Source organism: Rhodococcus sp. NS-SX18, assembly GCF_057367935.1.
Genome location: NZ_CM170633.1, coordinates 2,879,492 through 2,893,648, shown reverse-complemented (window position 1 = coordinate 2,893,648; position 14,157 = coordinate 2,879,492). Strand labels below are relative to the sequence as shown.

General features: G+C 67.6%; 7 protein-coding genes and 3 pseudogenes. 4 read left to right on the top strand and 6 right to left on the bottom strand.

Going from position 1 to position 14,157, the window contains the following annotated elements:
• The first annotated feature begins 4 nt into the window (after nucleotides 1-4).
• Nucleotides 5-910, top strand: a pseudogene (locus tag AC2IPW_RS13370) (SulP family inorganic anion transporter).
• A gap of 51 nt (nucleotides 911-961) precedes the next feature.
• Here AC2IPW_RS13370 and AC2IPW_RS13365 read toward each other — a convergent pair.
• Both AC2IPW_RS13365 and AC2IPW_RS13360 read right to left on the bottom strand, forming a co-directional pair.
• Nucleotides 962-3,706, bottom strand: a complete 2,745-nt coding sequence (locus tag AC2IPW_RS13365; protein WP_486375016.1) for an MGH1-like glycoside hydrolase domain-containing protein — start codon at nucleotides 3,704-3,706, stop codon at nucleotides 962-964.
• The gene (locus tag AC2IPW_RS13360; protein ID WP_416061168.1) at nucleotides 3,703-5,226 is read right to left on the bottom strand and encodes an alpha-amylase family protein; all 1,524 of its coding nucleotides are present in this window, start codon (nucleotides 5,224-5,226) and stop codon (nucleotides 3,703-3,705) included. Before AC2IPW_RS13360 ends, AC2IPW_RS13365 begins: the two co-directional genes overlap by 4 nt.
• Before the next feature lie 621 nt (nucleotides 5,227-5,847).
• Between AC2IPW_RS13360 and AC2IPW_RS13355 the strand changes: the two are divergent.
• Both AC2IPW_RS13355 and AC2IPW_RS13350 read left to right on the top strand, forming a co-directional pair.
• Nucleotides 5,848-6,749 (top strand): annotated as a pseudogene (locus tag AC2IPW_RS13355) (IS5 family transposase).
• A gap of 252 nt (nucleotides 6,750-7,001) precedes the next feature.
• A pseudogene (locus AC2IPW_RS13350) lies at nucleotides 7,002-7,139 on the top strand (class II glutamine amidotransferase); the annotation flags it as partial.
• A 564-nt stretch (nucleotides 7,140-7,703) separates the two neighbouring features.
• On the opposite strand, the gene AC2IPW_RS13345 reads toward AC2IPW_RS13350, so the two are convergent.
• Nucleotides 7,704-8,525: an MBL fold metallo-hydrolase gene (locus AC2IPW_RS13345; RefSeq protein WP_486375015.1), complete on the bottom strand. Its 822-nt coding sequence runs from the start codon at nucleotides 8,523-8,525 to the stop codon at nucleotides 7,704-7,706.
• A 35-nt stretch (nucleotides 8,526-8,560) separates the two neighbouring features.
• Between AC2IPW_RS13345 and AC2IPW_RS13340 the strand changes: the two genes are divergently transcribed.
• A complete protein-coding gene (locus AC2IPW_RS13340) occupies nucleotides 8,561-10,615 on the top strand; it encodes an alkaline phosphatase family protein (RefSeq protein WP_486375014.1) in 2,055 nt (684 codons plus the stop codon).
• A gap of 138 nt (nucleotides 10,616-10,753) precedes the next feature.
• Here the strand turns inward: AC2IPW_RS13340 and AC2IPW_RS13335 are convergent, their stop codons facing one another.
• Genes AC2IPW_RS13335 through gadC form a run of 3 tightly spaced genes read right to left on the bottom strand, consistent with a single transcriptional unit; the run spans nucleotide 10,754 to nucleotide 14,001 of the window.
• Nucleotides 10,754-12,100: a dipeptidase gene (locus tag AC2IPW_RS13335; RefSeq protein WP_416061165.1), complete on the bottom strand. Its 1,347-nt coding sequence runs from the start codon at nucleotides 12,098-12,100 to the stop codon at nucleotides 10,754-10,756.
• A gap of 3 nt (nucleotides 12,101-12,103) precedes the next feature.
• Nucleotides 12,104-12,550: a hypothetical protein gene (locus AC2IPW_RS13330; RefSeq protein ID WP_416061164.1), complete on the bottom strand. Its 447-nt coding sequence runs from the start codon at nucleotides 12,548-12,550 to the stop codon at nucleotides 12,104-12,106.
• Complete coding sequence (gene gadC, locus AC2IPW_RS13325) at nucleotides 12,547-14,001, bottom strand: glutamate/gamma-aminobutyrate antiporter GadC (protein WP_416061163.1); 1,455 nt, start codon at nucleotides 13,999-14,001, stop codon at nucleotides 12,547-12,549. The genes AC2IPW_RS13330 and gadC overlap by 4 nt, the downstream gene beginning before the upstream one ends.
• Nucleotides 14,002-14,157: the final 156 nt, after the last annotated feature.

Genomic DNA, 14,157 nt, shown 5'->3' with positions numbered 1-14,157 from the left:
CGAGGTGTCCCGGATGCGAGCTCTGGCTCGACTGCCCGGAGTCGAGACGGTACGCGGCTACCGTCGGGAGTGGCTGCGTTCGGATGTCGTTGCCGGTCCTGTCCTGACAGCTGTTGATCCCTGCCGGCATGGGCTACGCCGAAGCGGCGGGGCTGCCCGCGTACGCCGGTCTGTACGCGACGATCGTTCCGCTGCTGGCCTACGCGATCGTGGGGCCGTCCAAGATCGTCGTCCTGGGGCCCCGATTCGTCGCTGGCGCCGTTGATCGCGGCGACGGTGGTGCCGGTGGCTGTGACCGACCGTGGCGGCGACCGCGCTGGTCGACGTGCGGGGGCTGGTGCAGATGTGACGTATGAGCCGGACGGAGGCGTTGCTGGCGGCCGCGGCATTCGTCGGCGTCGCGCTGGTGGGAGTCCTGCAGGGCATCCTGGTCGCGATCGGACTGTCGTTCCCTGCGGTGGTCGTACGGGGGTGACAGCCCTACCGGGCCGAATTGGTGGCCGTGCCCGATCGGGAGGGCTTCCACGATCTCGCCCGGGGGCCGGCGCATCCCGGGATTGGTCATCGTCCGATCGAATGGGTCGTGCTCGAGGCCGAGCCCATCATCGGATTGGACACCACCGCGGTCGACGAACTGGTCGATCTCGACCGCTATTTGGAGAGCTGCGGCGTCCGGCTGGTGTTCGCGGAGATGAAGGGGCCGATCAAGGACCGGTTGGAGCGGTTCGGGGTGAGAGACCGCTTCGACGCGTCCCTTTCCCTCCCACGCTCGAGGCCGCAGTGGACGCATTCGAGCGCCGCGACCGGCCGTGCGACCGGACCCGATCGCACGAAGAGGGTGCGGGCCTGTGACACCCCGAGCTGTCCACTCGACCGAAAGGCGTGTCGAAGGGAAGGAAGGTCTCGGTGAGTTGCCGGGGAGCACCGGGGTGCGGGTCCGGCGGAGCCGTTGACAGCGACCTTATTCGGAGCGGAACCGATCATTCGCAGGCATGTCGCTAGCGGAAGGGGGGCTGGTAGCCGAAGGTTCCTGCGCTACAGCTGGGGGGTCGAGGATGAGATCAGCCACCAGCGCCGTCCAACCGGTTTGGTGGGAGGCGCCGAGGCCGGCTCCGTTGTCGCCGTGGAAGTGCTCGTAGAACAACAGGTTGTCCTTCCAGGCCGGATCGGTCTGGAGCAGTTTTGCGCCGCCGTTGACCGGCCGGTTTCCCTCGTCGTTCGGTAGCCAGATGCCGACGAGGCGGTCGGCGAGGTCATCGGCGATGTCCCGGAGGGTGCGCTGCCGACCGGAGTCGGTGGGATAGTCGATGGTGAAGTCGTCACCGAAGAACTGGGCGTACTGCAGCAACGCTCGGATCACGAGGTAATTCACCGGAAACCAGACGGGCCCCCGCCAGTTCGAGTTGCCACCGTACATTGCGGTGCGGGACTCGGCCGGTGCGTAGTCGATCACGGCGCCGGGTATGCCCGGCAGGGTGTACGGGGAGGTGAACCGTTTGGACAGCGAGCGCAGTCCGTGCGGTGAGAGGAAGGCGTTCTCGTCGAAGAGGGTGGAGAGCACGGTCCGGAGCTGATTCTTGGTGAGCACCGACAGCAGCAACCGGCGGGGGGTGTCGGTGGTGCGCACCCGCCACGACGGATCCGAACGGTTTCCGCGCCGATCCATCATGCGGGCGAAACGCCTGCTGAGCCTGCGCAGCCGCTCGGGGTTGCGCTCGGCAATGGACACCGCTGCCAGGGCTGGTATCACGCCGACGAGGGTCTGCACCCGGATCGGGGTGGCATTGCCGGCAGCGTCGAGGAGTCGGTCGTAGAAGAATCCGTCGTCCGGGTCGTACAGCCCCGACTCGTCGAGCGCGTCCATGATCAGCACGAACTGTTCCAGAAACTTGACGACCATGTCCTCGTAGACCGCGTTGCGGTCGGCGAGGACGAGGGCGAGCAGGAGCATGGCGGCCGAGTAGTAGGCCAGCCACCCCGTCCCGTCGGCCTGCTCCAGGCGAACCCCCGGCGGGAGGTGCGAGCGGTCCACGGGGCTGATGTTGTCGAGCCCGAGGAAGCCGCCGCCGATGAGGTTGTTTCCGTCGGGATCCTGGCGGTTGAGCCACCAGGTGAAGTTGAGCAGGAGTTTGTGGAAGACCCGCTCGAGGAACTCGACGTCACGGCCGCCGTCGATGAGGTACACCCGCACCGCGGCGAGGGCATGCACCGGCGGGTTCACGTCGTCGAAGCTCCACTCGTAGGCGGGCAGGGCGCCGTTGGGATGGAGGAACCACTCCTTGAGCAGGACGAGCAGCTGATACTTGGCGAACGCGGGATCGAGATGCGCCCACGGGATCGTGTGGAACGCGAGATCCCAGGCAGCGAACCACGGGTACTCCCACGGATCGGGCATCGCGAGCACATCGAACGAGTCCAGGTGCCGCCACCCGGTGTTGCGTCCGCTGACGTGCCCCGCCGGCGGAGCCGGTTCGGCAGGGTCGCCGTCGAGCCAGTTCGCCACCCGGTACGGGTACATCTGCTTACTCCAGATCAGACCCGCACACGACTGGCGCAGGATCCGCATGCGTTCGGAATCGATATCGCTGGGAGCGATAGCACGGTAGAACTCGTCGGCTTCGGCGCGCCTGCGCGCCAGGATGCCGTCGAACCAGACCGTCGACCACTCGGTCGGGGGCGCGGTGAACTCGGCCGTCGCGGGTCGGCGCAGGCGCAGCCGCAGCTCCACGGTGTCCCCGGCGGCAACGGTCAGGTGGTACCGCCACGCCGCCTTCGTTCCCTCCCGCTCGGGGTTGACGGTGTCGGCGCCGGAGACGACGTGGTCGTTGATGCCGTCCTTGGGGAAGGGTGTGATCGGCGCGGCACCGTACAACCTGGTGGTGTTGGTCTCGTTGTCACAGAACAGCGGTGCAGGCCGCGTGCCATCACTCGCCGGCCCGGCCTCGAGTCGATACCCACCCAAATGGGGGTGGTCGACGGCCACTGCGCCCCGGTCGAAGAAGAGGCGCGGGATGTCGGCGCTGCCGGACGGACGCCACGTGTTGCGCAGCCACAGTGTGGGAAGGACATCGAGGTCGGCCGCCTCGGGTCCGTGGTTGTGGACGGTGATGTGCACGAGAATGTCGGTAGGGTCGGCCTTGGCGTAGGTGACGTCGACGATCCAGAAACGCCCCTCGTCGAACACCCCGGTGTCGAGCAATTCGAACTCGAAGTCCTCGCGTCCGCGGCGGGCGTTCTCGTCGATCAGCCGCTGGTAGGGAAACTCTGCCTGCGGATAGTGGTACCGCCATTGCAGCAGCGCGTGACTCGGCAGGCCCTCGAGATACCACCAGTACTCCTTGGCATCCTCACCGTGGTTGCCTTGCGGTCCGGTGAGGCCGAACATCCGCTCCTTGAGGATCGGATCGGTCCCGTTCCACAGCGCCAACGCCAGGCACAGGTCGTGGTGGATGTCGGACAACCCGGCCATGCCGTCCTCGTTCCACCGGTAGGCCCGGGAGCGGGCCTGATCGTGCGGAAAGTAACTCCAGGCGTCCCCGTTGTCGCTGTAGTCCTCACGCACCGTGCCCCACGCCCGCTCCGACAGGTAGGGACCCCATTCGTACCACGGGTTCGCCTCGAACAGATCGTCCTCGGCGCGCCCGGTGGCTTCGGCAAGGCGAGCGTGTTCCACCGTCGCAGGTCCGTCGGATGCCTGATTACTCACTGCTCCTCCTGTGCGGATTCGATGTGGAACAGGTGCCAATGCCACGGTCCGAGCTCGACATACAAGCCATCGCAGAGGTCGGCGCCGGCTCGGTCGAAGACGACGTCGTTGGTCGGGTCGACCAGCCGACAGGACACACCTCTCAGGTCGTCCCACGGAACGCCCACGCGCCCCGTTGCGGTGCCGGGGCTCAGGTTCACCACGACCAGCCAGCGACGGTCACCGTCCCAGCACCACGCTACGAGATTGTCGACGCTGTCGTTGCCGGGCCAGCCCGAACGGGCACACAGCCGCCACGTGCCGGTCCGGAACGTGGTGTCCTGCAGCGTCGCCAGCAGCGAGTGGTAGAACGCGGACAGATCGCTGTCAGCCGGCTCTGCGGGGAACCGACCCAGGAAGACCGGTAGCCGTACCCGTCGGCCCTCGATCTGGCCGTCGTGCACCAGACGCGCCCCGGTCTGGGTGAGCGTTGCCACCGCGACGGCCTTCTCCCGTGCCGGGTCGAGCACCGCCGCGGCCCGCGGCTCGTCGTGATTTTCGAGGAAGCGCACCAGCTTTTCCTGGTAGCCGACGTTGGCAAGGAGATGGCTGTGCACCTGCCCGGCGTCCCTCTGCACCAGACGGTCGTAGAGGCGCTTGTCGTAACAGAAGTCGAAGCCCTGCTTGTGCAGTGCCCATTCCGAATCCCAGTAGGCTTCGGCGATGAAGCGGAACGTCGGATGGGTCCTGCGCACCGCGGGAATCACGTGAGCCCAGTAATCGTCGGCGGGGGCGGCGCCGACCCGATCTCCCCACGTCCGAGCGAACACGTCGTTCATCATGAGCATCGCCATGTCGCATCGGACCCCGTCGCACTGATCGGCGATCCGGCAGAGTGTGTCCACCACCGCCGAACGCAGACTCGGGGAAAAGGCGTCGAGCTGCACGACATCGGGCCATGCCGGGAAGTACGGATCACGTCCGTTGGCCAGCACCCGGCCGGCCACCTCGACGAACGACGCGGCATCGCCGCGTAGATCGTCCGCCGTGCCTTGGACGAACCGCTCGGGGTGAGTGGTCGTCCACGGATGATCGGGCGCCACATGGTTCGGGACGAAGTCCAGGATCAAGCCGAGTCCCCGCTTGCCGAGCGCTGCCCGCGCGGCTCCGAGACCAGCCCGACCACCCAAGCGCGGGTCGACCTCATAGGCACGGATGCAGTACGGCGATCCGACTACGTCGGAGGACTCATAGTCCCCCAGCGCCGCCTCGAAGCCGGCGACGAGCCCGTCGTCGGCCAAGGCCATGGCCACGCCCGCCGGGCTGCGTTCCCAGACACCCATCAGCCATACCGCGTCGAAACCCAGCGCGGCGATGGCATCCCACTGCTCGTCGGGCACGCTCCCGAGATCGAGGCGACGACCGATCTCGCCGCTCAACCGATCCAGCCACGGCCACGTGTTGATCTCGTATAGAAAAGGATGGGCCGCCGACGTCCCACGCGGCGCCATGGACACGCCCGCCCCAGCTGCGACCTCCATGGTGGACCGCCCTTTCCGCCGAGAACATCTGCAGGCATACCGGAACCGACTCATCAGTGTGAGTGTCGCGACCGCGATCCTCCGGTGCCGATCACCGAACTCATTGTGCCCACTGCACCTCACGCACGGTCCTTTTCACGGAACTTCCACCGCTGGATAGACTTTGCGCGCCGGAACAAGCGCTGAAGGCGCACTCGACGACCCCACCGGAGTTCGGCCGACGAGCACACTTCGGCGGGGTCCCGGTCCCCGCCGGGAAGATCCCGGCGACGGCCGTGTCGATGAGGGTAGTCCAGGCCGAGGCGCCCGGTGCCTACAATCGGCGGTTCCTCCACTCGTCTGTCGATGTCTGCCGTCACGCACGGGCAGGACCCCGGCGGAGACACCGATCCTGCCGACGGCCGGTGACGGTTCGAAGCAAAGACCCCGCCGGGTGAGAGGAGAAGCCGGCCGGCGGGGCTGTGGCCGCCGTACAGACCGGCTCGAGGCGACCTAGGCCGTGTTTCAAAAGTGATCTTGAACCGCGTTCCCGCAGGAAGGGATGTCGCAGTCGTGGAATGAGTGAGGTCTCCGGTATCTGGGTTCAGCGACCAAGCAAAACCTGAATATCTCGGAGCCCTCGTGCCCAGCGTAGCGGTAGCGGGGCGAGCGGACCTGACCGACGGGCAGTGGGCGCGTCTGACTCCGCTGCTGCCTTGCGCCAAGAAGAACGGCCGTCCACCGAAGTGGACGAAACGCCAGCTCATCGACGGAATCCGCTGGTGCATCCGTGTCGGCGCGCCCTGGCGGGACGTCCCGGACCGCTACAAACCCTGGCAGACCGGGTACGGGCTGTTCCGTCGCCGCCGCCGGCAACGCGACGGGGGTGTGGGCGCAGGTCCTGACCGGGTTTCAGACGATCGCCGATGCCGCTGGCGAGATCGTCTGGGACGTCAGCGTCGATTCGACCATCATGCGGGCGCATCAGCACGCCGCCGGCGCCCGCCGCGACGGTGACGAGCAGGTCGAGCTCGCCGGTGGTGTCGTGATCGAACCAGTCGATCACGCGTTGGGGCGTTCGCGGGGTGGGTGGACGACGAAACTGCATCTGGCGTGTGAACAGCATCGGCGCCCGCTTGCGCTGCTGCTCACCGCCGGTCAGCATGGTGACAGTCCGCAGTTCGCTGCCGTGTTGGACGCGATCCGAGTGCCTCGATCAGGTGCCGGGCGGGGCACGGACACGGCCGGATCGGGTGTTGGCGGACAAGGCCTACAGTTCCCGGGCGAACCGGTCCTATCTGCGCCGTCGTCGGATCAAGGCCACCATCGCGATCCCGTCCGATCAGCTCGCCCACCGCCGCAACCGCGGCTCCGGCGGCGGGCGGCCCCCAGTGTTCGATCGCACCGTCTACTGGCAACGGCATGCGGTCGAGTGCGGCATCAATCAACTCAAGCAGTTCCGGGCGGTGGCCACGCGCTACGACAAGCTCGCGGTGCGATACCTGGCCACCGTCCAGGTCGCTGCGATCAGTCAGTGGTTATGAGGCAGCGGGCTTTTGAAACACGGCCCAGCCTCAGACCGCGTTGCTCACCGCCGCGGGGTTCGTGCTCGGAACTGGGTCCGGCTGTCCGTGTTGCGCGGTGTCGGGTGGCGACCCTGCGCTCTTGGTCGTGGTCATGAAAACTATGCTCACGCATCGCAGTTCGGGTGCGAGGCGTGCTCCGGAACGGCTCGGCTTCGGGGGCAAGCTCGGCATTATCCAGTCGCGGCGAGCGCCAGGGTGGTGCATGAGGTGGTGTGTAGATCGAGGGCATACTCCGGCGATTCGACCCTAGTCGAGGACCTGCTGTTCAGACCTGAGCACCCCTTGATCGACCAGAGTCTGCCCTCGCGGCTCGGAGCCACCATCACCAACGGAGACGGCTTCGGGATCGTTCGTCCCGGCGGAGACGAACTGCGAGACTTCGGACGGCGCCGTCCGGGGCATCGAGTTCATACCTCGCCGCGGTGACGGACCGCCACGGCTGATGCCGATCGTCGATGGTCTACGTGGCTGGGTTCCATGCGGATGCAGCTGTCGATTCGACTCGACTACGGCCCAATCCCTGGGTCGAGGTCGCCGCCGACGGTGCGCTGATCACCGCCGGTCCGGATTCGTTCGCGGGGGAGCACAGGATGCCTCTGCGGCTGGGAGGTGTGACGCCACGACGGATTTCGCCGTCACCGACGGTGGCCGAGAGCGCTTCCCGTGGTGCCTGCCCTCCCCTTGCAGGCCTTTTCCCGATCGCGGACTCCAATTCCGCACGCGGCTGGGGCAAGGTTCCCGCAGTTGCCGGGGCATCGCAATGGCCGGAGAGCACGATCGCGAATGGTTGTATTCCGAGCTCACCGCCGGGCTTGGCCATGGGGCCCGGCTCGTCGCTTGCCGGAATGGGGATATGCGGAGGCGTCGGGCTGGTTACCTACGCGCTCGAGCGAGGGGCCAGCACCTCGGAATTCATGGGCAGCGTGCGTCCGGTGAATCGACGCCGGTGTCCGGTTCGCCGAGTGCGCCACCCGGGGGCAATTCCACCGCGAAGATCCCCGCCCGCTGGGCGTGGTGGACGAATTCGGCGCCCGGACCGAAGAACAATCGGGGGCGCACGGCGTCGAGGCCGATCGGCCACAGCGTGCCGTAGTGGATCGGCACCGCCAGACCCGCCGCCACCAGGCGCGCGACGACCGCGGCCCGGGACGGGTCGAGGTGGCCGGTGCCGAGGGTCGGACCCCAGCCCCCCACGGGTAGCAGCGCGAGGTCCACTGGGCCGACGTGGTCGGCGAGGTCCGGGTACAGGTCGGTGTCGCCGGCGAAGTAGGTCCGCCGGTCCCCTTCGACGACGTACCCGATCGCCGGCGCGAGCTCCGGACCGCGCCGCCAGCGCCGGCCGTCGTGTCGGGCGGGCACCGCCCGGACGGTGAGGGTGCCGATCCGGGTTTCGTCGCCGGGTCGCAGCGGCACCAGGCGGTCGGCGAATCGGCGCAGCGCGGGCAGGCCGTCGATCGCCCGCCACGGGACCACGATCGGAACGTCCGGATCGAGCAGCCGCAGCGACGGCAAGTGGGTGTGGTCGGCGTGCAGGTGCGAGAGCACGACGGCGTCCGGGTTGCGCACGTGCGGCCCGATCGGGGTGGGCCCCCGGCGGCGGCGCAGGTGTGCGACGCGGTCGGTCAGCACCGGATCGGTCAGGACGACCGTTCCGCGGTCCACGACCAGCGCGCTGGCATGCCCGAGCCAGCGCATACCGGATGCGGCGGTATTCGGACCCGGTGGCGTGCTCACGACCCTTACGATTCCAGACAACGAGAGGGGCTGTGATGCGCACGGTGGGTGGTGTATTGCGGGTTCTCGTCGAATTCCTCGTGCTGTGGGGGTCGTCGGCGCTCGCGCTCATCGTGCTCGACCGCATCCTCGACGGCATCACCCTGGACCCGTCGGGCTTCACTCCGCTACCGACGCTGCCGGCCGCGCTGGCGCTCGCGTTGGTGTTCGGTCTGCTCAACGCGGCGCTGTGGCCGCTGATGATGCGGTTGATGTCATGGGTCGGCCCGGTGCTGCTGTTCGTCGGGGTGTTCCTCGCCGGCGGTGTCGTCATGCTGTCGACGCTGTATCTGGTGCCGGTCGCCACGGTGAATCAGCCGCGCGATGCGGTCTTCCTCGCGGCGCTGCTCTCGCTGTGCACCTCCGTGGTATCGGGCGCGATCGCGTCCCGTTCCGATACCGCGTACCGGTTGATGCAGGTGCGTCGGCAGCGATTCCGGATGCGTCGCAACACCGCGCTGGTGGACGCGTCCCCGGGGCTGTTGTGCATCCAGATCGACGGCCTCGGTTACGACGTGCTGCGTCGCGCGATCGCCGACGGTGTCACGCCCGGGCTGGCGAAGTTGGTGCGCGAGACCCACCGGCTGATGCCGTGGCACACCGACTGGAGCAGTCAGACCGGGGCGACCCAGTTGGGCGTGCTACACGGCTCCAACCACAACGTGCCGGCGTTCCGCTGGTACGACAAGACCACCGAGCGCGTCTCGGTGTTCAGCAACCCGGTCGACAACGAGCAACGCGAACTCGAACGCACCCACATCCCCGGCCTGCTGGCGCACGACGGTACGAGCCGGGGCAACCTGTTCACCGGCGGCGCGCACGACAACGTGCTCGTCGTCAGCCGGATGCGCGGTGCCCGCCTCGGCGGCGGTGCCGGCTACAGCGACTACTTCGCCGACCCGGCGAGCGCGCTGCGCACGTTCATCCGGATGGCCGCGGAACTGCAACGGGAACTACGCCAGTCGCTGCGGCAGAAGCGGAAGGACATCCAGCCGCGGGTGCGGCGGGGTGGGCTCTATCCGTTCGTGCGGGCGTTCGCGACCGTGCTCGCCACCGACGTCGCTGTCGCCGCGGTGGTCGGGGATCTGATCAAGGGGCGCAGCGTCGTCTACGTCGACCTGATCGGCTACGACGAGGTGTCGCACCACTCCGGCATCTCCCGGCCCGAGACCCTTGCGGTGCTGACCAAACTCGACGAGATCGTCGAGTTGCTGCTCGCCGTGGTGGCGCAGGCCGATCGGCCCTACCGCGTCGTCGTGCTCTCGGACCACGGGCAGAGTCAGGGCGCGACCTTTCTGCAACGCTACGGGGAAACCTTGGGGCAGCTGGTCATCCGGCTGGCCACCCGGCGCGAACCGGCGAAGCGCCACTGGTACGAGCGCGAATCCGACGTCTCCGCCGAGCCCGGGTCGGAAGGGCGCGCCTACGCCGCGGCCAGCGTGCACTCGCCGGCCGCCGCCGAGGAGGCGCACGCCTGCGCGGGTGAGCCGATCGTGCTCGGCTCGGGCAACCTCGGCCTGGTCTACTTCCCGCACCTGCCCGGACGCGCCGACGTCCACGCCATCGAGGCCGCCCACCCCGGTCTGCTCACCGGGCTGCGCGAGCATCCCGGGATCGCGTTCCTGCTCGTGGCCGCTCCCGGAGGGTCCGTGGTGCTCGGGCCCCACGGCGAGGTCGACGTGACCACGGGGAAGGTCACCGGCCGGAACCCGCTGGCGGTGATGGGCCCCGACGCGCTGGCGAAGGTGCGTCGCACCGACACCTTCGACAACGTTGCCGACATCATGGTCGGCGGCACGTACTGGCCCGACACCGACGAGGTCGCGGCGTTCGAGGAGCAGGTCGGCTCGCACGGCGGCATGGGCGGACCACAGAGCAGCCCGTTTCTCGTCTACCCCGCCGACCTCCCCGCCCCACCCGACCCGCTGCACGGCGCCGAGGCCGTGCACACGGTGCTCGTCGGCTGGCGGGATTTTTCGACGGGACCGCGCGCAGCGGTGACGACGCAGGACGCGACGACCGGCGCCGATGACCTGACGCCGCGGGGCTGACCGCGGGACAGACCGGCGAAGGCCGCTGTCCCGGTGCGCCCACCACTTCGGCCGGCAACTCCTGTGCCCCCTCAAGAGCGCAGGCTCACAATGACCGGGGGATTCGAATGCCGGAGGTGACGTCGCCGAGATCGGAGATCATGTCTGGGTGCTCGAGTAGTTCTGCAGGAACCGGGCTTCGACCTGTGCCATCGCGGCGATCTCGTCGGGGTGGACGCTTTCGTTGGGGGCGTGGATCAGTGCTTGGGGTTCTTCGACGCCCATCAAGATGATCTCCGCGTCGGGGTAGGTGGCGGCGAAGACGTTGCACAGGGGTATTGATCCGCCCTGTCCCAGCATGACCATGGGCCGACCGTAGGATTCCTGCATGGCCGCGTCCAGGGCTCGGTAGGCGGGCCCGTCGGTGCGGGCCCGGAACGGTGATCCGGAGGCTTCGACTTCGACCTCGACCTGGACTCCCCACGGCGCGGCGGCATGTAGATGGTCGATCAGAGCTTGCTGGGCGTGCGCTGGCTCGACCCCGGGCGGTATGCGCAGGTTGAGGCGTGCGCGTGCGCGTGGGACGATCGCGGCCGCCGAGCCGAGCACGGAGGGGCAATCGATGCCGAGAATGGTCAGGGCGGGGCGGGCCCAGAGCATGTCGGAGACGGTGCCGTCGCCGAGCAACGATTCGGTGGCGAGCATGCCGGCGTCCGTGCGGAACTGTTCGTGCGGGTAGGTCTCTCCGTCCCAGATCTGGGTGTTGTCCAGGGTTTCGACGGTGGTGTTGCCCGCGGTGTCGCGCAGGGTCGCCAGCATTGCTACCAGGGCGGCGAGAGCGTCCGGGGCGGCGCCCCCGAACATGCCCGAGTGCAGTTCGGAGGCGAGGGCGTCGACGGTCACCACCACGTTGACCATGCCGCGCAGGCTGACGGTGGCGGCGGGGTGACCGACGGAGGCATTACCGGTGTCGCACACGAGGATCGCGTCGGCCCGCAGAAGATCGGCGTGGTCGGGCACGAAGGCCTCGAGGCCGCCGGTGCCCTGTTCTTCCGAGCCTTCGACGACGAGTTTCAGGTGCACCGGCAGTTCGTCGCCGAGGGCTCGCAGCGCGGTCAGATGGACGAGGATGTTGCCTTTGCAGTCGGCGGTTCCGCGACCGTACCAGCGGCCGTCCTTCTCGGTGAGCTGGAATGGAGGTGTTTGCCAAGCGCTTTCGTCGAGCGGCGGCTGGACATCGTAGTGGGCGTAGAGCAGCACGGTGGGGGCGTGTGGGTTCGGGCAGGGCCGCGATCCCACCACGGCGGCGCTGCCATCCGGGGTGGGCTCCAGTCGGACATCGGTGAAGCCGAGCCGGTGGAACCTCTCCCGCACCCACTGTGCAGCACGCCGGCATTCTTCGGGTGGATACAGGCGTGGGTCGGCCACCGATCGCAGGGCGACGAGTTCGGTGAGTTCTTCTCGCACCTGCGGCATCAGTTCAGCGATGCGTTCTCTCAGGTTCATCGCCTACTCTCCTGCCACGTCGCTCGTTGCGAGGTCGCCGACGAATTGCTGGAATTCGGCCAGTTCCTCGGGGCAGTAGATCTCGAGGACCAACAATTCTCCCTGTACGACCCGATCGTCGACGACAACCGGCCGGGTACCCGGTCCTCCTGCTCCGTTGACCATCTGGGACAACAGCGTTGCCCGGGTCAGCGCCGCATTCGGGTTGGCGCAGATCGCGCCGCCGTCGTCACCGAGCACCCGGGTGATTTGTTCGCGCGAGGGGGTGCGGGCGCCGGCCTCGTCGAGTGCTGCGATGAGTTGGTCCGCCTTGGCCTCGGCCTCTCCGCCCGGCCGGACATAGGGAAACAGGAGCAGTGCGATGAACACCAGCAGGACGAGAACAAATGCGACGACGGTATAGATGATCCTGCGCTCGCGGGCGTTCGAGGTTTCCGTCTCGGTGGTCATGACTCGGTCACCTCCGGTTGTTTCCAGGAGGGCTTACGCGACCTGTAGAACAGGTACGGCGCGAGCAGGCCGAGGCCGAGAGCGCCGCCGGCGACGATCAGGAAGTACACCCCGGCGTTGCCGGAACTGAATTGTGACGGCGGGATGAAGCCGATGAGCAGAGCGGCAAGCGAGGCAGCGAACCCGATTCCGCACAATCCCACCAGCATCGGTGCCCGGTAGCCCCGCGGATGGTCGGGGAACCGTCGGCGCAGCCGGATCGCGGCGACGAACATCAGCAGGTACATGATCAGGTACACCTGGGTGGTGATCACCGAGAAGATCCAGTACGCGCTGGACACGTCCGGGATGAAGGCGTAGAGCAGGGCGATCACGGTGGTGAGCAGACCCTGGGTGACGAGAATGTTCTGCTGGACGCCGTGCTTGTTCACCCGCTGCAGGAACGGGGGAAGATAACCTTCCTGCCGGGAGATCAACAGCAGACCCTTCGACGGGCCCGCCAACCAGGTCAACATGCCCCCGAGCGAGGCCGCCACCAGCATGATCCCGATCACCGGGGTCAGCCATTGCCAGCCGAACTGGGCGAAGACCGCGTCGAAGGCCTGCATCACCCCGGCAGTCAGGGACAACTGTTCGGCCGGAATCACCCAGCTGATCGCCAACGCGGGCAGGATGAAGATCAACAGCACCAGGGCCATGGCCAGGAACATCGATCGGGGAAATTCCTTGGCGGGGTTACGGAGGGACGACACGTGCACCGCGTTCATCTCCATCCCGGAATAGGAGAGGAAGTTGTTCACGATCAGCACGAGGCTGGCCAGACCGGCCCAGGCCGGCAGCAGATTGTCGACGGTCATCGGCGCGGCGGAGGGATTGCCCTGGCCGAGGAAGACCATGCCCAGGATCACCAGCAGTGCGCCGGGCACCAGGGTGCCGATGATCAGGCCACCGCTGGCCAGACCGGCAACGCCCTTGGTGCCCCGGGAGGAGATGTAGACCCCGGACCAGTAGGCGACCATGATGACCAGCGCGGTCCATACTCCGCTGCTGGCCAGTGCCGGGTTGATGACGTAGGCCAAAGTACTGGCAACGTACCCGAGCAAACTGGGGTAGTAGAAGATCGTCATGGCGAACTGGCACCACACCGCCAAGAACCCCATCGGCTTGGAGATTCCTAGAGCCACCCAGTTGTAGACCCCGCCTTCCCATCCCGACGCCAACTCGGCGGACACCAGCGAGGTCGGCAGCAGGAACACCAGCGCGGGGATCAGGTACAAGAACACGCACGCCAGGCCGTACACGGCCATGGTCGGCGACGGCCGCAAACTCGCCACCGAGCTGGTGGTCATCAACGCCAGGGCGATCCAGGAGATCCAGGAACCTGCCGGTGCTCGGGTGCGGGTCCCGACTTCGGCGGGGGGCTGATCGGCGGGTACGTCGGGTGCGCTCATGACATCCACCCGCCGCGAATCCGGCACTCGGCCCTCTCGACCGCAGCGCGGTGACGCCACAGCCGGCCGGGGGTGTTCGATACCTCGGTGCAGTAAGTCATCACAGTGTCCTTCTCGTCGCGGCGCAGTCGAGGCGCTCTCGTCAGGGAAACTGCT